Origin of the sequence: Microbulbifer salipaludis, from assembly GCF_017303155.1 — a bacterium.
GTDB lineage: Bacteria > Pseudomonadota > Gammaproteobacteria > Pseudomonadales > Cellvibrionaceae > Microbulbifer > Microbulbifer salipaludis.
The window spans coordinates 512,358-533,387 of record NZ_JAEKJR010000001.1 but is presented as its reverse complement, the minus strand read 5'-3'; the positions used below and the strand labels follow the sequence as shown (position 1 = coordinate 533,387).

The 21,030-nt window shown below is 60.7% G+C and carries 18 protein-coding genes; 14 read left to right on the top strand and 4 right to left on the bottom strand.

Annotated features, from left to right (window positions below):
- Positions 1-21: 21 nt before the first annotated feature.
- Together JF535_RS02170 and JF535_RS02165 are read left to right on the top strand one after the other, a co-directional pair.
- Entirely contained in the window at positions 22-1,260 is a 1,239-nt protein-coding gene (locus JF535_RS02170; protein ID WP_206998487.1) for a glycosyltransferase, read from the top strand.
- 503 nt (positions 1,261-1,763) lie between these two features.
- Positions 1,764-3,785: a S8 family peptidase gene (locus JF535_RS02165; RefSeq protein ID WP_206998485.1), complete on the top strand. Its 2,022-nt coding sequence runs from the start codon at positions 1,764-1,766 to the stop codon at positions 3,783-3,785.
- Positions 3,786-3,880: 95 nt separating this feature from the next.
- Here JF535_RS02165 and ahr read toward each other — a convergent pair whose 3' ends face one another.
- Positions 3,881-4,888: an NADPH-dependent aldehyde reductase Ahr gene (gene ahr / locus JF535_RS02160; RefSeq protein WP_242523554.1), complete on the bottom strand. Its 1,008-nt coding sequence runs from the start codon at positions 4,886-4,888 to the stop codon at positions 3,881-3,883.
- 171 nt (positions 4,889-5,059) lie between these two features.
- On the opposite strand from ahr, the gene JF535_RS02155 reads away from it, so the two are divergent.
- The 5 genes from JF535_RS02155 to JF535_RS02135 all read left to right on the top strand — a co-directional run bounded on the left by JF535_RS02155 (position 5,060) and on the right by JF535_RS02135 (position 10,482).
- The gene (locus JF535_RS02155; RefSeq protein ID WP_206998481.1) at positions 5,060-6,304 is read left to right on the top strand and encodes a sterol desaturase family protein; all 1,245 of its coding nucleotides are present in this window, start codon (positions 5,060-5,062) and stop codon (positions 6,302-6,304) included.
- A gap of 218 nt (positions 6,305-6,522) precedes the next feature.
- Positions 6,523-7,143, top strand: coding sequence for a guanylate kinase (gene gmk / locus JF535_RS02150; protein ID WP_206998479.1), 621 nt, complete (start codon positions 6,523-6,525; stop codon positions 7,141-7,143).
- A 298-nt stretch (positions 7,144-7,441) separates the two neighbouring features.
- A complete protein-coding gene (gene rpoZ, locus JF535_RS02145) occupies positions 7,442-7,705 on the top strand; it encodes a DNA-directed RNA polymerase subunit omega (RefSeq protein WP_206998477.1) in 264 nt (87 codons plus the stop codon).
- A 68-nt stretch (positions 7,706-7,773) separates the two neighbouring features.
- Positions 7,774-9,891: a RelA/SpoT family protein gene (locus tag JF535_RS02140; protein WP_206998475.1), complete on the top strand. Its 2,118-nt coding sequence runs from the start codon at positions 7,774-7,776 to the stop codon at positions 9,889-9,891.
- Positions 9,892-10,098: 207 nt separating this feature from the next.
- Complete coding sequence (locus JF535_RS02135) at positions 10,099-10,482, top strand: RidA family protein (RefSeq protein ID WP_206998473.1); 384 nt, start codon at positions 10,099-10,101, stop codon at positions 10,480-10,482.
- A 73-nt stretch (positions 10,483-10,555) separates the two neighbouring features.
- Here the strand turns inward: JF535_RS02135 and JF535_RS02130 are convergent, their stop codons facing one another.
- Together JF535_RS02130 and JF535_RS02125 are read right to left on the bottom strand one after the other, a co-directional pair.
- Positions 10,556-11,434 carry an NAD-dependent epimerase/dehydratase family protein gene (locus JF535_RS02130; RefSeq protein ID WP_206998471.1) on the bottom strand — a complete coding sequence of 293 codons (879 nt, stop codon included), beginning with the start codon at positions 11,432-11,434 and terminating at the stop codon, positions 10,556-10,558.
- A gap of 209 nt (positions 11,435-11,643) precedes the next feature.
- A complete protein-coding gene (locus tag JF535_RS02125; protein WP_066959993.1) occupies positions 11,644-11,901 on the bottom strand; it encodes a GlsB/YeaQ/YmgE family stress response membrane protein in 258 nt (85 codons plus the stop codon).
- 236 nt (positions 11,902-12,137) lie between these two features.
- Here JF535_RS02125 and JF535_RS02120 point away from each other — a divergent pair, with 236 nt between their 5' ends.
- From JF535_RS02120 to lptE, 4 genes are all read left to right on the top strand, one after another.
- Positions 12,138-13,061 carry a hydrogen peroxide-inducible genes activator gene (locus JF535_RS02120; RefSeq protein WP_066959990.1) on the top strand — a complete coding sequence of 308 codons (924 nt, stop codon included), beginning with the start codon at positions 12,138-12,140 and terminating at the stop codon, positions 13,059-13,061.
- Positions 13,058-15,163 carry an ATP-dependent DNA helicase RecG gene (recG, locus tag JF535_RS02115; RefSeq protein WP_206998469.1) on the top strand — a complete coding sequence of 702 codons (2,106 nt, stop codon included), beginning with the start codon at positions 13,058-13,060 and terminating at the stop codon, positions 15,161-15,163. The genes JF535_RS02120 and recG overlap by 4 nt, the downstream gene beginning before the upstream one ends.
- Before the next feature lie 213 nt (positions 15,164-15,376).
- Positions 15,377-16,051, top strand: a complete 675-nt coding sequence (locus JF535_RS02110; protein WP_206998467.1) for a hypothetical protein — start codon at positions 15,377-15,379, stop codon at positions 16,049-16,051.
- 260 nt (positions 16,052-16,311) lie between these two features.
- Positions 16,312-16,986: an LPS assembly lipoprotein LptE gene (gene lptE / locus JF535_RS02105; protein WP_206998465.1), complete on the top strand. Its 675-nt coding sequence runs from the start codon at positions 16,312-16,314 to the stop codon at positions 16,984-16,986.
- 108 nt (positions 16,987-17,094) lie between these two features.
- Here the strand turns inward: lptE and JF535_RS02100 are convergent, their stop codons facing one another.
- Positions 17,095-18,405 (bottom strand): dicarboxylate/amino acid:cation symporter, encoded by a 1,311-nt coding sequence (locus JF535_RS02100; protein WP_206998463.1) that lies wholly within the window; start codon positions 18,403-18,405, stop codon positions 17,095-17,097.
- Positions 18,406-18,623: 218 nt separating this feature from the next.
- Here JF535_RS02100 and JF535_RS02095 point away from each other — a divergent pair, with 218 nt between their 5' ends.
- The 3 genes from JF535_RS02095 (at position 18,624) to phoB (ending at position 20,937) form a co-directional block, all read left to right on the top strand.
- The gene (locus tag JF535_RS02095; RefSeq protein ID WP_206998461.1) at positions 18,624-19,199 is read left to right on the top strand and encodes a chorismate--pyruvate lyase family protein; all 576 of its coding nucleotides are present in this window, start codon (positions 18,624-18,626) and stop codon (positions 19,197-19,199) included.
- A gap of 19 nt (positions 19,200-19,218) precedes the next feature.
- Entirely contained in the window at positions 19,219-20,100 is an 882-nt protein-coding gene (gene ubiA / locus JF535_RS02090; protein ID WP_206998459.1) for a 4-hydroxybenzoate octaprenyltransferase, read from the top strand.
- Between the two features lie 132 nt (positions 20,101-20,232).
- Complete coding sequence (gene phoB, locus JF535_RS02085) at positions 20,233-20,937, top strand: phosphate regulon transcriptional regulator PhoB (protein WP_206998457.1); 705 nt, start codon at positions 20,233-20,235, stop codon at positions 20,935-20,937.
- Positions 20,938-21,030 lie beyond the last annotated feature (93 nt).

The window sequence follows — 21,030 nt, the reverse complement described above, 5'->3', positions numbered from 1 at the left end:
TTAACTGGCATAATCCTGCAGATGCTTCCCACTACCGTTTCAAACCGCGCCCTGCTGATTGCCAAGCAGTGGCCCGAGCCCGCCTCCACCGCCGCCGGTCGGCGCACTCTGGATATTCTCGACCTGCTCAGCGATGCGGGTTACATCATTGAGATTGCCAGCCCGGCGCAGCCCACACCCTTTCAAGCGCACACCGGTTACAGCGAACACCAGATTGAGGTGAATGACTCCAGCTTCGATGACTGGGTGCGCGCACTCGATCCCACGCTGGTAATTTACGATCGCTTTATGATGGAGGAGCAGTTCGGCTGGCGGGTGCGGGCGCAGTGCCCGCGCGCGGTAACGCTGCTGGATACGAGCGATTTTCACAGCCTGCGCGAGGCCCGCCACCTGGCGCTGAAAACAGGCCAGCCACTTAATCTTTTTCATCCGGTTGCCGAGCGCGAGATTGCCGCCATGGCGCGCTGCGATCTCACCATCATGATTTCCCGGGTCGAGATGGACTTGTTGAAAACCCACTTTGGCCTGCCCGACTGGCAACTGCATTACCTTCCGTTTCTGGTGCGGGAAATACCGCAGCCGGATACGCTGCCCGGTTTTGCGGAACGCGAACATGTGGCAATGATCGGCGGTTTCAAGCACGCACCCAATCGGGATGCGGTGAGCTGGTTTGCGGAGACGGTGTGGCCGCAGTTACGCGCGTTACTGCCCGGCGTGGAGTGCCATGTGTACGGCGCCTATGCGGACCACGCCATGCAGCGTTTCCACGCTCCCAAAGCCGGCCTGCGCATCATCGGCCGCACCGACGATGCACTGGCCACGCTCGCGCGCTACCGGCTGAACCTGGCACCACTGCGCTTCGGCGCAGGGCAGAAAGGTAAAATTCTCGATGGCTGGCTTGCCGGCACTCCGACCATCACTACCCCGATCGGTGCCGAGTCGATGGCAGCCGACGATGCCTGGGGTTACCCGCTGACGGAAGAACCGGATCTGTTTGCCAAGATTGCCGCAGACATTTACCAGAACCGGGAACGCTGGCAGACAGTGCGGGATGCGGGTACCCGCGCACTGGTCACCAACTTTTCCCATGCGCCCCATGCCCGTGCTTTTATCGCGCGCGTCGATTCGGTCGCGGCCGATCTCGACGCCCATCGCAATCGCAATATCTGGGGCCGCATTTTGCGACGCACCGAGCACCGCGCGGAAGAGTTTATGAGTCGCTGGATCGAGGCGAAAAACCAATTGCCGGGCAATAGGTAAATCCCGACACCCACTCAATCGACGTCACTCGCTTTCGACAGTCTCGCCCTTCGTTTCAATCGGCGGGGTCAGCGCCCCGCTTGTACTAAGTGAGCCGGTTTTGTCCGGTCACTGCGCCGGTCACCCACAGCCATCGATCAAAACTGCTAAACGTTCGTCTGAAAATAAAATTGATGCCAGTGGATGTGACCTCGTTCTCACGCATCATCTAATGGTTCACAAGCGTACCAAGTACACACTAAATTTGGCGCGAATTCCAAAGAGTTGTCCTGTTATACGATTGTGGCCGCAATCATTCTCCTCGTTAAACCCAGACCCGGCGATATTAATCCGCAACACAATTGCGGTGGTTGTCGCGGGTTACCGCTCAGGATTTCCGCGGTATTTAGCGGCGGCTCTATCCAGCTCCGTCGATAAAAATAATTATGGAGAAATTCGCAACAATGAAATTATCAGCATTACTTAGACCAGGGCCCGGCGCTGTGCTCGGCGCGGCCACTCTCATGTTCACAGCCACCTTCGGTGTCAGCTTTTCCGCCCAGGCGGTGGAACCGGAATTATCGGCTATGTCCGTGGCGGCCGATGAAGTGATCACCGACCGCATTATCGTCAAATACAAAAACACGCTGCCCGGCGCCAATGCCATGTCCATGTCGCAGACCGCCATGGATCGGGTTGCCCAGACTGCCGGCCATCGCTTCAAGCACATGCGTCGTCTCGCCACTGGCGCCCAGTTGATGAAACTGGAGAAGCGCGCGAGCAAGGCAGAATTGAATGCCATCATCGCGCGCCTGCAACAGGACCCGCAGGTGGAATATGCGGAGCCCGACCGCCTGATGCAGCCCATGGCCACCCCCAACGATGCCAACTACAACCAGCAGTGGCATTACTTTGAGGCCACCGGTGGCCTGAACCTGCCAAGTGCCTGGGATATCACCCAGGGTGAAGGCGTTGTGGTCGGTGTAATTGACACTGGCTATCGTCCGCACGCCGATCTGAATGCCAACCTGCTGCCTGGCTACGACATGATCTCCGACACCGACGTGGCGCAGGATGGTAATGGCCGCGACAGCGACGCCAGCGACCCGGGCGATTGGTCTCCAGCCGGTGCCTGTGGTTCCGGACAGCCGGCGCGCAACAGCAGCTGGCACGGCACCCATGTGGCAGGCACCATCGCCGCCGTCACCAATAACGGCACCGGCGTGGCCGGCGTTGCCTACAAATCCAAAATCGTGCCGATCCGCGTGCTGGGCCGCTGCGGTGGCTACACCTCGGATATTGCCGACGGCATCATCTGGGGTGCTGGCGGCAACGTCAGTGGTGTGCCTGCCAACGCCAACCCGGCCCAGGTGCTGAACCTGAGCCTTGGCGGTGGCGGTGCCTGCGATACCACCACGCAAAATGCGATCAACACCGCGCGCAGCCTCGGCACCACGGTGGTGGTCGCCGCAGGTAACTCCAATGCCAACGCCGCCAACTACAGCCCGGCAAGCTGTAACGGCGTAATTTCCGTGGCCTCCACCAACCGCGCCGGTAGCCGCGCCTACTACTCCAACTACGGCAGTGTGGTGGATGTGGCGGCACCGGGCGGTGAGACGTCCACCAACTCCAACGGCGTACTTTCCACCCTCAACAGCGGCACCCAGGGTCCGGGCAGTGACAACTACGCCTTCTACCAGGGCACCAGTATGGCGGCCCCGCACGTGGCCGGCGCCGCAGCCCTGCTGTACGCGGTAGACAGTGGCATTACCCCCACGGAAGTTGAAACCATCCTGAAAAACACTGCGCGCAGCTTCCCCGGCAGCTGTAGCCAGTGCGGTACCGGTATTGTTGACGCGACTGCGGCGGTGAATGCGGCCAACGGCGGCGGCGGTGGTGATCCCACCCCGGGTGATGGTGCGCTGAGCAACGGCGTCGCCAAGACTGGCCTTGCTGCGTCCAGCGGTCAGGAACTGCAGTACACCCTGGAAGTACCTGCCGGTGCGTCCAACCTGAGCTTCCAGATCTCCGGCGGCAGCGGTGATGCCGACCTGTATGTGCGTTTCGGCAGCCAGCCGACCACCTCCACTTACGATTGCCGCCCCTACCTGAATGGCAACAGCGAAACCTGTTCCATCAGCAATGTGCAGGCCGGCACCTACTATGTGATGGTGCGCGCCTACAGTAGCTTCTCCGGCGTGAGCCTGGTGGGCAGTTTCGACGAGGGCAGCAGCGGTGGCGGCGCTACCGGCTGGACCGAATCAAACCTGTCCGGCGCAAGCGGTAGCTGGCAGCACTTTACCCTGGATGTAAACAGCGGCATGGGTTCGCTGGAAGTACTGATGAGTGGCGGCAGTGGCGATGGTGACCTGTATGTGCGATACGGCTCCCAGCCCACCACCAGCAGCTACAACTGCCGTCCCTATCGCTGGGGCAACGACGAGAGCTGCAGCATCAGCAACCCGCAGGCAGGTACCTGGTATATCAGCATCCGAGGCTACAGTGCTTATTCCGGAGTGACCTTGCAGGCAGAAGCGGCACCCTGAGGGCAGCGCATCACTCCCTCTTTGTATTGAGGTGTCGTAATACAAAGATCCCCACCTTGATTTGGCCGGCTTTTGCCGGCCTTTTTTATCCCCGCCTATTTACCCGCTTCCAGCACGATTCGGTAACGCGCCTCGCCACTTTCCAGACGCGCAAACGCCTCGTTGATTTTGCTCATGGGGAAGTGCTCCACTTTCGGCGCAATCTTGTGCCGGGCAGCGAACTCAAGCATATCGGCAATGGTTGCCGGGCTGCCCACCGGGGAACCGGAGACCTGGCGCTGGGACAGCAGCAGATTAAATACGTTGAGGTCCAGCGGCTCGGTGGTGGCGCCGACAAAATGCAAGCGTCCGCGGGGTTTGAGGGTGGTGAGGTAGGTGTTCCAGTCCAGTTTTACGTTGACCGTGGAAATAATCAGGTCGAACTGACCGGCCGCGGCCGCAAGCGCTTCCGGGTCGCGGCTGTTGAGGGTGTGATGGGCACCCAATGCCAGCGCTTCTTCCCGCTTGCTGTCGCTGGAGGTAAAAGCGGTCACCTCGCAGCCCCAGGCGTTCAGGAATTGCAGCGCCAGGTGGCCAAGGCCGCCGATACCGATCACCGCCACACGGCTGTTGGGTTTGATGTCGAACTGTACCAGCGGGTTGTAGACGGTGATGCCCGCGCAGAACAGTGGGCCGACCACCTTCGGGTCCAACCCGTCCGGAATGGGCACCACGCTCTCGGCGCTAGCGCGCACCGTATCGGCAAAGCCGCCGTGGTGACCGATGATGGTGGGCTGGGCTTCGGCACACAGATTCTGGTTGCCGGTATCGCACTCGCCGCAGTGGCCACAGAAGCCGGCGTGCCAGCCCAGCCCCACGCGCTGGCCTTTTTTCAGGTGGGTAACACCCGCGCCCACTGCGGCAATCTTGCCCACCACCTCATGCCCGGGCACCACCGGAAAAGCAGTCATGCCCCACTCGTCGTTCACCACGCTCAGGTCGCTATGACAAAGGCCGCAGTACTCGACCGCGATTTCCACCTGGTCCGATTTCAGCGCACCCGGGTCGTAGCTGAAAGGTTTGAGTTCGGCACCGGCACTGTCGGCCGCATAGGCATTGATCATGATCACTCCCGATTGGTGTAGAAACTGAGTTCAATGGCTGTCATACGTTGTATTAAAGCGTACGGATTTCGGAATCCGGTCGCTCAGGACATTGCCCCCATCCCGGCCTGTGGCAACATGAGTCTCTGATTCGGAACAACCATAACGATATAGACACATTCCGAGGTAACCGTGGGACTCATTACCGCCGCCATTCCCTTTTTCCTGCTCGCCGTGCTGATCGAACTAACGCTGGACCGCTGGCGCGGCTGGGGGCTGTACCGCCTGAACGACGCCATTGGCAGCCTCGGTGCGGGCATATTGAGCCGCATCCTGGGGCTGGTGAAGGTCGGCATCCTGATGCTGCTGTACATCCCCCTGTATCAGTGGTTGGAACCCGCTTATCAAAGCCTCGGAATCCACTGGTCGCTGGAAAACCCCTGGCATCTGGTCCTCGCCGTGATCGCCTACGACTTCTGCTACTACTGGAAGCACCGCGTCAGCCACGAGATCAATATCTTCTGGGCGGAGCACCTGGTGCACCACCAGAGCGAGGACTACAACCTGACCACCGCATTGCGTCAGTCCAGTGACCTGGTGCCCCTGGGGTGGATCTTTTACCTGCCCCTGCTATTGCTCGGCATGCCCCCCGAGGTCCTGATTACCGCCGGCGCCATCGACCTGATTTACCAGTTCTGGGTACACACCCAGAAGTTTCCCAAGGTGCGCTGGATGGAATGGATTCTGGTGACCCCTTCCAACCACCGGGTGCATCACGCCCAGAACAAGACCTACGTGGACCGCAACTACGGCGGCATATTGATCATCTGGGACCGCCTGTTCGGCACCTATCAGGAGGAGCTGGACGACGAGCCCTGTATCTACGGCGTCCGCAAGCCGCTAAACACCTTCGATCCGCTGGCGGCCAACCTGCAGCACTTCAAGCGTATGTGGCTGGATGCGGTGTACACCAAACGCTGGCAGGAAAAACTCACCCTGTGGTTCCGCGCCACCGGCTACCGCCCGGCGGACGCGGAAGCCGCCATGCCCGTAGCCAGCAGCGACCTGAACAACTTCCGCCGGTTTGACCCACAAATCGACCGGGGGCTGCGCTGGTATGCCCTGGTTCAACACCTGATCTACTCGGGCGCAACCCTCGCGCTGCTGTCGAACGCGGGCAACTTTTCCTATGCATCACTGGCGTTGATGGTGCTGATGCTGGTGATCGGCCTGGTGGTGAACGGGCGGGTACTCGATGGCGATGCACGCTGCCGCTACTGGGAGCTGGGGCGCCTGGCACTGCTGGCGGCAACCCTGCCGCTGCTGCCCACAGGCACCTGGCTGCCGCTTATCGGCTACTGCCTGGCGAGCGCAATCACCTGGTGGGTGTTGGTTTTTATGCACAAAGACGATACAGTCACTTCCGTTCGCAACTAGCAACAGGAATCCGCAGTAGCCCGAGCCTTCCCCAAAGGTGACCGGTTGAGATTCCGCAGGCACTCCCGGCCGGCTCCGGACTGCTCGCCTCCCCGTGGCAAGCAGCTTGGAAAAGCCCAACACTTTGCCCCCAGCACCGGTCGGGGGACTGCCTGTCTTCCTTTCGCTATAATCCCCGCCCACCCAACCACTTTACCAACACAGCAGCAGGGTTCGCCGTGTCCACAGGTACTCTCTATACGGTCTCCGCGCCTTCCGGCGCCGGTAAAACCAGTCTTGTCAAAGCGCTGATCGAGGCGGACTCCCAGGTCACCGTATCCGTGTCCCACACCACCCGGGCCATGCGTCCCGGTGAGGTTGAGGGCATCAACTATCATTTTGTGGATCGCGACGAGTTCGTGGCGATGCTCGGGAAAAGTGCCTTTCTGGAGCACGCCCAGGTGTTCGACAATTTCTACGGCACCTCCAGAGCCTGGGTTGAAGAGACCCTGGCCAGCGGCCGCGATGTGATCCTGGAGATCGACTGGCAGGGTGCTGAGCAGGTGCGCAAGCTGATGCCGGAAACAGTGGGGATCTTTATTCTGCCGCCGTCACAACAGGCACTGCTGGAGCGCCTGACCGGGCGCGGCCAGGATGACCAGTCGGTGATCGACAAACGTATGGCGCAGGCCATCGACGAGATGTCCCACTATGTGGAGACCGATTACCTGGTGATCAACGACGACTTCACCACCGCCCTCAACGAGCTGCGCTCGATTATGGTGGCGGAGCGCCAGCGCTTGGTGAGGCAGCAGGAGCGTCACTCCGGGCTGCTGCAGTCGTTGCTGCGGAGCCAGTAAGCTCGAATCTAGTTTTGTGGCGGCGGCGCTGCCGGGTATGGGTTTACCAGACACGCCGTGAACCCATCCATGGGGGCTCTTCTGCGAGGTCCCTCTCGCAGAAGGTCTGGCAAACCCATACCCGGCATCGCCACCTTCGCATCTTACTTTATGCGTCTTTAACCACTGTTCGATTTGCGTACACCGCGCGGTCCGGTAGAATAGTCAACCCCCGTCCGCGCCGGCACTGACCGGGCAGACAACAGAATTCGTCAATTTTGCCCAGCCGGGCAAACTTACACACTGGAATAGAAGATTTATGGCACGTATTACCGTTGAAGATTGCCTCGACCACGTAGACAACCGCTTTGAGCTGGTGATTGTAGGCAGCAAGCGCGCCCGTCAGATCGCCACCGGCGGCCGCGACCCGATGGTACCGGAAGAAAACGACAAGCCGACCGTGATCGCCCTGCGCGAAATCGAAGAAGGCTTCGTTGACGCCAGCATTCTGGACGAGCCGGAAGAAGAGCCGGTACAGCGCGCCGCACCGGCACCGGTATTCCTGTCAGAACAGGACATGTAATCCGAAGTTGACCGATTATTGATGCAGTAATGCAGGATTTGCTGGAAATTTAAGAGGCGAGCGCGGCTTTGCACACCATCGACAGTCTGGCCCATCGCCTCTCGTCCTACCTTTCCCCCGACCAGATCCAGTTTGTCCGCCGCGCCTACTTCTATGCGGAGCAGGCGCACGAGGGCCAGAAACGGCGCTCCGGCGAGCCTTACATCACACACCCCCTGGCGGTTGCCACCATCCTGGCTGGCATGCATATGGACGCACAGAGCCTGGCGGCAGCCATGCTCCACGACGTCATCGAAGATACCGGCATCCCCAAGGCGGCGCTGGCGGAGCAGTTTGGCGGAGAGATTGCCGATCTGGTGGACGGCGTCTCCAAGCTGACCCAGTTCGAAACCGACAGCCCGGCAGAAAAGCAGGCCGAGAACTTCCAGAAAATGGCTTTGGCCATGGCGCGGGATATCCGCGTGATCCTGGTCAAGCTCGCCGACCGCCTGCACAACATGCGCACCCTCGGCTCGCTGAAGCCGGAGAAGCGCGCACGCATCGCCCGCGAAACCCTTGAAATCTACGCACCCATCGCCAACCGCCTGGGCATGAACGATGTGCGGATCGAATTCGAGGACCGCGCCTTTTTTGCCATCTACCCGCTGCGCGCCAGCCGCTTGCGCGCCGCACTGGTTGCCGCGCGTGGCAACCGCAAGGAGCTGCTGGAAAAAATCCAGAACGCCATCGAACTGCGCTTGGAGCGAGAGAAAATCGACGCGCTGGTGATCGGCCGCGAAAAGCACCTGTACAGCATTTACCAGAAGATGCGCTCGAAGAAAAAGTCGTTCAAGGAAATCATGGACGTCTACGCCTTCCGCATCATCGTCGACAGCGTGGACACCTGTTACCGAACCTTTGGGGTTATCCACAACCTGTACAAGCCGGTGATCAGCGAATTCAAAGACTATATCGCCATCCCCAAATCCAACGGCTACCAGTCGCTACATACCGTATTACTGGGTATGCACGGGGTGCCGATCGAAGTGCAGATTCGCACCAAAGAAATGGACGAGATGGCCAACAGCGGTATTGCCGCGCACTGGCTGTACAAGTCCTCGGGGGATGAGGTGCTCAACACCGGCGGCACCAGTCAGGTACGCGCGCGGCGCTGGGTGCAGGGCCTGCTGGAAATGCAGCAACGTGCCGGCGATTCACTGGAATTTATCGAAAACGTAAAAATCGACCTGTTTCCGGACGAGGTTTACGTGTTCACCCCCAAAGGCAAGATCATCGACCTGCCCGCCGGCGCCACCGCTGTGGATTTCGCCTACTCGGTGCACACGGATATCGGCAACTCCTGCGTGGCAGTGCGCATCAACCAGCGCCTGGCCCCCCTGTCGCAACCACTGGAAAGTGGCCAGAAGGTGGAGATCCTCACCAGCAAGAATGTGCAGCCGAATCCCAACTGGCTCAACTTTGTCGTCACCGCGAAAGCGCGCAGCGCCATCCGCCACTATCTGAAGCACCAGCGCCATCACGACTCCATCGAGCTGGGGCGCCGACTGCTGGAAAAGGCACTGGTCAAATTCCGCCTGAAAATTTCAGATCTGGACGACGAGCAGATTCGGCGCGGCGTCAAGGAAGCCCGATGCGAGAGTTTCGACAACCTGCTCGAGGAGATCGGCCTCGGTAACCGCGCGGCCTTCTCCGCCGCCAAGCTGCTGATCCCCCCAGGCACCACTGAAACCGAGGCAAGCAATATTTCATCGCCACTGACCATCGACGCCCAGGAGGGCATGATGATCAGTTTCGCGCGCTGCTGCCGGCCGATCCCCGGCGACACCATCATCGGTCATATCAGCTCGGGCAAGGGTGTGGTGGTGCACCGGGACACCTGCCGCAATGCGCTGGAACTGCGTGAGCATCCGGAAAACATCATGGCGGTGGCCTGGTCACCGGACGTGAAAGGAGACTTCCTCGGCGATGTGCGCGTGGAAGTGGAGTCCGAGCGGGGCATCATCGCTCGCCTGGCCACCCGCATCACCGAAGAGGGTGCCAGCATCGAGCAGATCCATGTGGATGAAAAAGACGCCCAGCACAGCGTGATTGCGCTGACCCTGGAAGTCACCAACCGGGTACACCTGGCACAGATCATGAAACGCCTGCGCAACCTGCCGGCGGTGATCAGGATCGCGCGTCCCTGATATCCAGCGCGGTCACGCCAGCGGATATTTGTTGCGACCTGGCCACAAAAGCGGGGGTGGTTTTGCGCGAAGGGCCATGCAATGTGGACAGGCCGCGCATATCGACAACCCGCTGCCGGCATTACTCCCCAAATGTGAAAAACCGCGCTATATTCTCCCGCTTTCTTTTTCAGCAAGCAGGCCCTGTCAGGCCCGGAGAAGTAACCCATGCCCAATCGCGCCGTGATAAAAACCGATAAGGCACCGGCCGCAATCGGCAGCTACTCGCAAGCCGTCAAAGTCGATAACACCATTTATCTTTCCGGCCAGATTCCACTGGTGCCCGAAACCATGGAGCTGATTTCGGACGACTTCAAGGAACAGGCTGAGCAGGTGTTTAAAAACCTCAAGGCGGTGTGCGAGGCAGCCAACGGCTCCCTGGACTCGATCGTCAAGCTGAACCTGTACCTCACGGACCTCAGCAACTTCGCCACGGTCAATGCGGTGATGGAAGAGATGTTTACCAAACCGTTCCCCGCACGCGCCGCCGTCGGCGTCAGCGAGTTGCCCAAAGGCGCGCAGTTTGAAGCCGAAGCGGTGATGGTGATCTAACAGGGAAGGTCAGGGTTGCTGCGCCGCCCGAAGCTGGTGGCGCGGCAGGTAGCTAGATTGGTAGCCAGGTAGCTCAGTCGTTTTCCAACAGGGTGCTGTAGCCCGCACGATAATCCGGATACAGCATCGTATAGCCGCTCTCCAGCATGCGCTTGTTGCTCATTTTTTTCGAGCGGCGCTCACTGGTCGCCACTTCTTCACGCAGGTGCGCACTGGTGTACCCCATGGACTTCGCCAGCCAGCTCTGCAATTCATACATGGGAACCGGCGTACAGTCGGCGCCGATGTACAGCTTCTCCAGCGGCATTCCTTTCTTCTGGCCCTCGATCAGGTGCGCCAGGAATCCCACGGCATCATCCACATGAATCCGGTTACTGTACTGGGGCGGTGACGGCGGCGCACAGCGGCCTGCGCGTACCTGGGACAGCAAACGGTCGCGGCCCGGACCGTAAATACCCGCAAAGCGCACCACACAGGTTTCCGTGCCGGAAGACTGCACGATTTTCTCTGCGGCGAGCAGTGCCTCACCCTGATAGCTGCCCGGCAGGGGCTGGGAGCGCTCATCGAGCCACTGGTCACCACTCTGGCCGTACACACGGGTGGACGATATCCACAGAAACAGACGGGGAGGTTTTTCCATGGCCGCGAGACTATCGCGCATGGCGGTGGCGGTTTCCACATAGGCACGCTGGTAGGCTTGCGGCGTACTCGCACCCGGGGTGAAGGTCGCAATCACAATATCGGCACCATTGCTCAGGTGCCGCTGAATATCTTCCGGTTTGGTGGCATCGCCGCGACGCCAGTTGACCACATCGGCGCGGCGCTTGCGTGACAGCGCCTGCAAAGGATTGCGTCGCACCCCGAATACATCGTACGCATCGCGATCCAGCTTCAGCGCCAGACGAGTACCCAGGTCACCACAACCGAAGATCCAGACGTTTTCCTTTGCCATAACCGCTCGTATCAACCCCCGGGGTACCGAACTCCAGTCCCCACAATACACGATGCCGCAGCTGACACTGCGTCGCATCGAAATAGTTTTTATGAATTACCGCGAACACTTGGTCAGCAGCGCTATTTATAGCCTGTTTGCCAACCGTAATCTGTGAACCGGGCCCGCAGTATAACGCGGGCCCGGGCATTGGAAGCACTAGTGACGGGTCAACTGCGCGATTTCACCATGCGATAAATGAAAAGCAGTACGATCGCACCAATTACTGCAGTAACAATGTCTCCCAGCGAGAAACCGGTCACCGGGCCACCAATACCCACCAGTGAACCCAGCCAACCGCCAATAAAGGCGCCGACAATACCGATGACCATGGTGACAATCCAGCCACCGGGATCCGGGCCGGGCATGATCCATTTCGCCAGCGCGCCTGCGATCAGGCCCAAAATAATCCAAGACAAAATACCCATAGAGCGTTTCTCCGCTTTGTGTGTTTTGAACACTTGCCCTTACACGTATAGCAAAAAAAGCGCCATGCCACCGGCTTCGATGGCACCTTAATAGCAAATTTTACTAACTGATTTTTTAATTAATAGCATTTTTTTCTAGATTGAGACATTCATACGCGGTAACTGCAGTTTTGCTGGCCGCCCGGGGGGGTTTATGAATAAACTCTATCGCCAAGATTTCTCTGATTGCGTTTACCATGACTCTCAATGAACTGCGCTATATCGTCACCCTGGCTCAGGAGCAGCACTTCGGGCGCGCCGCAGAACGCTGTTTTGTGAGCCAGCCCACCCTGTCCATTGCGGTTAAGAAGCTGGAAAAGGAGCTCGGCGTGGCGCTTTTCGAGCGCTCCAAGACCCGTGTGCAGGCCACGCCACTGGGCGAGCGCATCGTCGCACAGGCGCAGCTGGTACTGGAACAATCCGCAGCCATCAAAGACATCGCCAGTGCCGGCAAGGATCAGTTGAGCAGCCCCCTCTCCGTGGGGGCAATCTTCACCATCGGCCCCTATCTGTTTCCACACTTTATCCCGCAGCTTCAGCAGCGCGCACCTCAGATGCCGCTGTTCGTAGAGGAGGGCTATACCTCTACCCTGCGCGGCCGGCTGCGCAAGGGTGAGCTGGACGCGGTCATTCTTGCGCTGCCGTTTACCGAGCCGGACGTGGTCACACAGCCGCTGTACGATGAGCCCTTTGTGGTGCTGATGCCATCCGACCACCCGCTGGCCCAGTACGAGGCTCTAACACCAGAACAGCTGTGTGAAGACAATGTACTGCTGTTGGGGGAGGGGCATTGTTTCCGCGACCAGGTGCTGGAAGCCTGCCCGCAGTTGCAGCAGTCGATCGAAAAAGAGGCCGGTAGCGGCCATATCCGTACCGCCGCGGACGGCAGCTCGCTGGAAACCCTGCGCCACATGGTCGCCTCGCGCCTGGGCATCACTGTTCTGCCGCTGTCGGCGGCGGCCGCGTCCCAGTACGCCACCGGGGTACTGGTCACTCGCCCGTTCGTGGCGCCGGCGCCCCAGCGCACCGTGGCGCTGGCGTGGCGCGCCAGCTTCCCCCGTCACCGCGCCATCGATATGCTGCGCGACGCCATCAACCAGTGCCAACTACCGAGTCCGTGAAGCAAACGCACAAGCCCTCACCACAACCGCTGGCGGAAATTCCGGTCACCGCGCTGAAAGGCGTCGGCGCCAAGCTGGCGGAAACCCTCGCCAAACTGCACATCAGCTCCCTGCAGGACCTGCTGTTTCACCTGCCCGCCCGCTATCAGGACCGCACCCGCGTGGTTCCCCTAGCAGGGCTGCGCCCGGGTATGGACGCGGTCATCGAAGGCGAGGTGCGTGCCGCCGATGTGGTCTTCGGCCGCCGCCGCAGTCTTGCGGTGCGTATTCAAGACACCACCGGCAACGTCACCCTGCGTTTTTTCCATTTCACCGCGGCACAGAAGAATCGCCTGACACCCGGCACCCGGGTGCGCTGCTACGGCGAGGCCCGGCGGGGCAGTGCCGGTATTGAGCTGTATCACCCGGAAACCGAAGTTGTGGGTGAGGACGTTTCACCTACCGCGGAAACCCTGACGCCGGTTTACCCGCTGACCGAAGGACTGGGCCAGGGACGCCTGCGCGCCCTGATCGGACAGGGGCTCGACTGGCTGGCGGAGGGCAATGTCACGGAGCTGGTGCCCGCTGAACTGTTGCCCCGCCCGCTGCAAATGCCACTGGCCGGGGCCCTGACGTATCTGCACCGGCCGCCGGCCGATGCCGATATTGCGCAACTGGCCGAGGGGCAGCACCCCGCACAGCAACGCCTCGCCCTGGAAGAGCTGCTGGCCCACCATCTGAGCCTGCTGGAGCTGCGTCGCAGCGCCTCCAGAGTCGCGGCGCCCCCGCTGCAGCCGAATGCCGCGCTGGAGCGGGATTTTCTCGCGCGCCTGCCGTTTGCCCCCACCAATGCGCAACAGCGGGTCGGGCAGGAAATCGCCGGGGACCTGGCCATGAGCACACCCATGATGCGCCTGCTGCAGGGGGATGTGGGCGCCGGTAAAACCCTGGTCGCTGCCCGCGCCGCACTGCAGGCCATCGGCGCCGGTTACCAGTGTGCGGTCATGGCGCCCACGGAAATCCTCGCCGAGCAGCACCGCATCAATTTCAGTGCCTGGCTCGAACCCCTGGGGATTACCGTGGCCTGGCTCACCGGCAGCATGAAAGCGGCAGAGCGCCGGGCGCAGCTGGCGGCCATCGCCAATGGCGACGCGCAGCTGGTGGTGGGAACTCACGCCCTGTTTCAGGAAGGCGTCCAGTTTCACCGCCTGGCGCTGGTGATCATCGACGAGCAGCATCGCTTTGGTGTCGCCCAGCGTTTGCAACTGAGGGAAAAGGGCGCGCAGGACGGTGCCACGCGCACCCAGCCCCACCAGCTGATCATGACCGCCACGCCCATTCCCCGTACCCTGGCCATGTCCGCCTTTGCCGATCTGGACTGCTCGGTGATCGACGAACTGCCGCCCGGGCGCCAGCCGATCAATACCGTGGCCATTTCCAACGAGCGCCGCTACGACGTGATGGCGCGGGTACAGAGTGCGGTGCGCGAGGGGCGCCAGGCCTACTGGGTGTGCACCCTGATTGAGGAATCGGAGACCCTGCAGGCGCAGGCCGCAGAATCCACCGCCGAAGAGCTGGCCGACACCCTGGACGGCGTGCGGATAGCACTGGTACACGGACGCATGAAACCGGATGCCAAGGACCTGGTGATGAAGGCCTTCAAGACCGGCGACATCGACCTGCTGGTGGCCACCACGGTCATCGAGGTGGGTGTGGATGTGCCCAACGCCAGCCTGATGATTATCGAGAACCCCGAGCGTCTGGGGCTCGCCCAGCTGCATCAATTAAGGGGGCGCGTCGGTCGGGGCAGCGTCGCCAGCCACTGCGTGCTGATGTATTCCACACCGCTATCCGCCAATGGTCGCGCGCGCCTGCAGGCGCTGCGCGATCATGCAGACGGCTTCGCCATCGCCGAAGAGGACCTGCGTCTGCGCGGCCCAGGCGAGATTCTCGGTACCCGCCAGACCGGTGAAATACAGCACCGCATCGCCGACCTGCAGCGAGACGCCCACCTCTTGCCCCAGGTGCAGAAGATGGCGGCCGCCCCCCAGTTGAGCAGTGAGAACCGCACCGCGCTAGTGCGACGCTGGTTGCACAACAAGCCGCGCTTCGCCGAGGCCTGACCCGCCCCCCATCGACCGCACACTGCACCCGCGCTTCACAGTGCCCCCCATGCCGCCACAAATGGATTGACCATATGGTCACTTCCGGTCACCAATAATTTTGCACTCCCGTACCAGTGGTGGCAGCCTGCATAAAAAGAACAAAACGCCCGGAATCAGTGCGTGCCGGCTATCCCGGCGCACCCTCAACACGACCATCAACGGAAGATTCTCTTGAACACATTTATCAAGCACTCTGCCGTACTGATCAGCCTGTTGTTCACCGCCCAGTGTTACGCGCAGGGCCTGTTTGGCGGCAGTGATACACCCGCTCCCCACATCACCCTCGCACACACCAGAATTGCCGCAGACATTCCCACCCCGCTGCAGGGTAACGACTTCGATGCGCTTCTAGCCCAAGCCACATCCGCCGAGGGTCTGAGCGCCACCCGCGAGAAAGCGATCACTGCGTTTAGCGACCAGCTACGGACAAAACTGGAGGCCGCGCTGCGCGAATTCTTCGTCGATGAAGAAGTGCCATTGGTCACGGACAACACCTCGCTCACCCTGCAAAACAGCATCAATATCTCGATCGTCAAACAGTTGAGTGGTCTCAAGAATCGCAGCGGCTACGAAGTAGAGCGGGGCAACCTCAGTGCTTCCGGCGATTACCAGTTTTCGCTGAACGCCCCCAACGGTGAGGTACTCGCGGAGAAACGCCTGGATATCGCCGACCTGCGCCTCAAGGGTAGCTATCAGATCAAGACACCACTGGGTGCGGGGGAAGCCGAAGACAGTACGGATGCGCAGCTGGAAAAAATGATCGACACGCTGGTGGGCCGCATCATCGACCGCATCGAGGACGACCTTGAAGCGGACAGCCTGCGGGATCTGGTGGGGCGCGGCTGAGCCCCGCATCGCCCGATTCCTCGAGGCAAACGTGCACTGGGCAGCGCCCAGCCCCAAGCCAGAGCCTTACCCCAATGTAAAGTCCCGCACTGCGACTTGACGCACAAAATTTGCCATTTCTGACGCGCAAGTCACGGAAATTTTTTGCGCTCGATCAATATAAGTGGCAGCCTTTGTTTGCCATATGAGCAAAACAGAGCGAATTCATTCGCCAATTGCCAAAAAAATCCCGTTATAAAAAAGAAAACAGGGAACGATGCATGAGAACTTTCAAGTTACACGGCCTGATGTTCGCCGGCCTGCTGGGTATCAGCCTGTCTACTCAGGTGAGCGCGCAGATGTGGGGCGGTGACGAGCATATTCCCAGCCTGGTGATTGCCCCCACCAAGATAGATATCGACGTGCCCATGCCCATTTCCAGTGGCAACCTGGAGCTGATGCTGGCCCAGGCCAGCCGCGGTGGTGGCCTCGCTGAGCTGAAGCAGCAGGCGGTGCGCAACTACACCCAGCACCTGCACGCCGAACTGGCGCGAGAGCTCCAGCAATACCTGGAAGACGAGGAAGTACCGCTGGTCGTCAGTGACGGTGCTCTGAGCCTGCACCAGTCACTTACGCTGAAAGTAATCAAACACTTGAGCGCCATGAAGCCGAAGAATGATTACGACCTGGAGCAGGGCAATGTGCGGCTGACTGGCGAATTCCGCTACACCCTCACAAACCAGCAAGGCACCGCGCTGCGCGAACAGGGTGTCAACATTGACGAGCTAAAGATCCAGCAGAAGTACCGGGTGCGCAGCTACCACGATGGCCGCGCCGCGGATGACAATACCGAAGAGGCCATCAGAAAGGCACTCAGCGAGCTGGTCGAAGAGCTGGTAGAAGCGATGGAAGACACCCTGGAGGCGGATGAGCTGCAGGACATGGCCGCACTCTGAGTTTGCCCGGGACAGGCAACTAGGGAAAGACAACCCGGGGCAGGCAGACAAAAAAAGGGCGGGTCCAGTGGACCCGCCCTTTTCATTGAACGCGACCGGCGGAGGCGATCACGACGCCGCGCGCCGCTCGTCCCCGTTGCTTACCACGCTGTTGTAGTTCGCATCGTTAAAGGTATTCACGTTCAGCGCGCCCTCACTTTTGGCCACGATTGTGCTCACCACGGAATCACCGGTGATGTTCACGGCTGTGCGCACCATATCCAGCAGTCGATCCACACCCATCACAATCGCGATGCCCTCCAGTGGCAGGCCCACCTGCTGCAGGACCATCGCCAGCATGATCAGGCCGACGCCGGGTACCCCGGCGGTACCGATGGAGGCGAGGGTTGCGGTCAGGATTACCGTCAGATAGCCCATCAGGCCAATCTCGATACCGTACAGCTGGGAGATGAACACCGTCGCCACCCCCTGCATGATCGCCGTGCCGTCCATATTGATGGTGGCACCCAGGGGCACGGTGAACGAGGCCACCTTGTTATCGACACCCAGGCGCTTTTCGACGGTCTGCAGGGTGACCGGGATGGTGGCGGCCGAAGAGGCCGTACTGAAGGCAAACACCATCGCCGGGCGCATTTTTTTCAGCAGCTGCCACGGATTCAGCCCGGATAGCAGCTTGAGCAACAGCGAGTAGACCCCGAGTGCGTGCAGCAACAGCGCCCCCAGTACCACCAGGAAATATTTCAGCAACAGCAAAATGGTTTCGAAGCCGAGCTGCGCGATCTTGTTCGCCAGCAGTGCAAAGACACCGTAGGGGGCAAAGATCATGAGCACACTGACCATGCGCAGGATCACGTCATTCAGGTCGTTGAAGAAGCCGGCGATACGCTGACCCGGCTTGCCGCTGCGGGAAATGGCGTAGCCCATCAGCAGGGCAAACACGATGATCTGCAGCATATTGCCTTTGGCCATTGCCTCCACCGGATTGGTGGGGAATATGTTGACCAGCACCTCGGACAGCGGCGGGGAAGGCTTGGGCTCGAAGCTCGCGTCACCGGCAATGCCCTCCATGCCCACGCCGGGCTGGAACACTGTGGCCAGCAGCAGCGCCAGGGAAATCGCGGCCGCAGTGGTTACCAGGTAGAGCAACACCGTCTTGCCGGCCAGCACCCCCACCCGGCTGCCTTCCGACAGCGCGCAGGAGCCGCAAATCAACGATACCAGCACCAGCGGCACCACCATCAGTTTCAGCGATGCGATGAAAATCCGCCCGACAATATCAAACAGGCCGTTGGTCAGGTAATTATTGATAAAGCCGGTCACACCGGCCCCAAGCACCTGGCTCGAATTCAACACATTGAAGAGCACGCCGACGGCGATGCCCACAATCATGGCCAGTACGATTTTTTTAGTAAGCCCCATGTTCCATCCTGTTAACACGCACTTTTCAGTGGCGAATCATTATTCTGGTAAAAAACACTAACCCCGACGGGATGGCGGTGCTGCCGCCAACCAACACGATCCAGCGAATGCGCCACTATATCGACCCCACCCCCGCGGGGCAAAGCGAGTTCCACTGCTGCCCGCGTCAGGTACAATGCGGTGAACTCAAACCCGCTTAACCCCGCGTGGAGTCTGCGTTGTACCACTCCCCCTTTGAAGCCATCGGCGACTGGCACCCACAACCGCTGGAAGGCCTGCACGGCCACGCCCCGCCGGAACATCTCCTGCCCTGGCTGCAGCACCCGGGTTCCCTCACGGCGGCCCTCAAACACCTGAGCCACGGCCAGTTTAGCGTACAAATACTCCACCAGGGCTGGCATACACCGCAGCTGGAAGAGCGCCGCGCGCTCAACCTGAAAGACCGAACCCGCGCGCTGATCCGCGAAGTCCTGCTGTATGGCAACAGTGCGCAGCCCTGGGTTTATGCGCGCAGTGTATTGCCCGAGCGCACCCTCGCCGGCAAGAGCCGCTACCTGCGCAACCTCGACAATCGCCCCCTCGGCGAATTACTGTTCAGCCAACCGGATATCCGCCGCGGCCCCATCGTGCTCAACCGCCTCGCGCGCAACCCGCGCTGCCAGAGGGCCGAGCTGGACACCATCGACGGACAGGCATGGGGCAGGCGTTCCACCTTCTGGCTGCAGGGCAAGCCACTGCTGGTTGCCGAGACCTTTCTCAGCAGCTTCCAGCCCGGCAATCCGCCCCTGGCCTGAGCCGACACAGAGAGAAACCATGATCAGTCAACAGATCCAGCAACGCTGGCCCGCCGCACTCCCGTACTGGCAGCTCGCCCGGCTCGACCGGCCCATCGGCTCACTGCTGCTGCTGTGGCCCACCTGGTGGGCACTGTGGATCGCCGCCGGGGGCTGGCCGGGCCTGCACCTGTTTGCGGTGTTTACCCTCGGCGTCATCCTGACCCGCGCCGCCGGCTGCGCCATCAACGATTTTGCCGACCGCAACATCGACGGCCACGTAAAACGCACCCAGCAGCGCCCCCTTGCCACCGGCGCGGCAACCCCGAAAGGTGCCCTGCGCCTGTTCGCCGGATTGATGCTGCTCGCCTTCCTGCTGGTGCTCACCACCAACAAACTCACCATCCTGCTGTCGCTGCCCGCGCTGGCACTGGCATTTTGCTACCCCTTCGCCAAGCGTTACACCCACCTGCCACAGGTGGTACTGGGGGCGGCCTTCAGCATGGGTATTCCGATGGCGTTTGCCGCGGTCACCAACGAGGTACCGGCGGTGGCCTGGCTGATCTTTACCGCCAACCTGCTGTGGACCGTGGCCTACGACACCTTCTACGCCATGGTGGATCGCGATGACGACCTCAAGATCGGCGTCAAATCCACCGCCATTCTGTTTGGCGACATGGACCGGGTGATGACCGCCAGCCTGCAGGGCATGGTGATCCTGGCGCTGCTGATGCTCGGCAGTCGCGCCGAGCTGGGGCCGTTGTTTTACGTCGGCGTCGCCGCGGCCGCGGCACTGTTCGGCTACCAGCAATGGCTGGTGCGAGACCGGCAACGGGAAAACTGCTTCAAGGCCTTTCTGAACAACAATTGGGTGGGCGCTGCGGTATTTTGCGGGATATTTTTCCACTTTATTGCCAGCTGACCCGTGGGCAGCCCCACAGAGTCGTGACCGCTGGCTGCGTGTCATATATTTGTCACTAAAGTGACGTTAAATACCCAGGCTAGGAAGGTATCCGTTAACCGGCACGCACATCAGTTAGGGTAAGACAGGCAGATGCACAGCAAAACCATTCTCATCGTCGATGACGAGGCCCCGGTAAGGGACATGTTACGCGTGGCCCTGGAAATGGCCGATTACCGCTGCCTTGAGGCGGAAAATGCCCAGGCCGCTCATGCGCTGGTAATCGACGAGAAACCCGACCTGATCCTGCTGGACTGGATGCTGCCGGACGTATCCGGTGTGGAGCTGGCGCGCCGCCTGAAGCGCGACGAGCTGACCGCCTCTTTGCCCATCATCATGCTCACGGCGAAGGGTGAAGAAGACAACAAAATCAAGGGACTGGAAACCGGTGCCGATGACTACATCACCAAGCCGTTTTCCCCGCGCGAGCTGGTGGCTCGCCTCAAGGCGGTACTGCGCCGCGCCGGGCCGAGCACCCCGGAAGAGCCTCTGACCGCGGGCGGTCTGGTACTGGACCCTGTCTGCCACCGGGTGACCATCAATGGCAGCCCGGTAGAAATGGGCCCCACGGAATTTCGCCTGCTCACGTTTTTCCTGTCGCACCAGGAACGCGCCTATACCCGCGCCCAGCTGCTGGATCACGTCTGGGGCGGCAACGTTTACGTTGAGGAGCGCACGGTAGACGTACACATCCGCCGCCTGCGCAAGGCGCTGACCGTGGATGGCCATGAGCGCTACATCCAGACCGTGCGCGGCACCGGCTATCGCTTCTCAATGCAGACCGCCGAACGCGCGTAACCTGCAGGCTCGCACGCCGCTGCGGGCCGGGGTGATTGCCCCAAGCGACAAATCGCCGGTAGAAAGGGTTCGGCCAGCGCCTCGAATCCGGTA

What these genes read in the sequence shown, in the direction of transcription:
- JF535_RS02165 (WP_206998485.1), top strand. Translation starts at nt 1,764, where the DNA reads ATGTTCACAGCCACCTTCGGTGTCAGCTTTTCCGCCCAGGCGGTGGAA.
- JF535_RS02100 (WP_206998463.1), bottom strand. Translation starts at nt 18,405, where the DNA reads ATGGGGCTTACTAAAAAAATCGTACTGGCCATGATTGTGGGCATCGCC.
- JF535_RS02135 (WP_206998473.1), top strand. Translation starts at nt 10,099, where the DNA reads ATGCCCAATCGCGCCGTGATAAAAACCGATAAGGCACCGGCCGCAATC.
- phoB (WP_206998457.1), top strand. Translation starts at nt 20,233, where the DNA reads ATGCACAGCAAAACCATTCTCATCGTCGATGACGAGGCCCCGGTAAGG.
- JF535_RS02120 (WP_066959990.1), top strand. Translation starts at nt 12,138, where the DNA reads ATGACTCTCAATGAACTGCGCTATATCGTCACCCTGGCTCAGGAGCAG.
- JF535_RS02170 (WP_206998487.1), top strand. Translation starts at nt 22, where the DNA reads ATGCTTCCCACTACCGTTTCAAACCGCGCCCTGCTGATTGCCAAGCAG.
- lptE (WP_206998465.1), top strand. Translation starts at nt 16,312, where the DNA reads ATGAGAACTTTCAAGTTACACGGCCTGATGTTCGCCGGCCTGCTGGGT.
- rpoZ (WP_206998477.1), top strand. Translation starts at nt 7,442, where the DNA reads ATGGCACGTATTACCGTTGAAGATTGCCTCGACCACGTAGACAACCGC.
- JF535_RS02125 (WP_066959993.1), bottom strand. Translation starts at nt 11,901, where the DNA reads ATGGGTATTTTGTCTTGGATTATTTTGGGCCTGATCGCAGGCGCGCTG.
- JF535_RS02130 (WP_206998471.1), bottom strand. Translation starts at nt 11,434, where the DNA reads ATGGCAAAGGAAAACGTCTGGATCTTCGGTTGTGGTGACCTGGGTACT.
- ahr (WP_242523554.1), bottom strand. Translation starts at nt 4,888, where the DNA reads ATGATCAATGCCTATGCGGCCGACAGTGCCGGTGCCGAACTCAAACCT.
- ubiA (WP_206998459.1), top strand. Translation starts at nt 19,219, where the DNA reads ATGATCAGTCAACAGATCCAGCAACGCTGGCCCGCCGCACTCCCGTAC.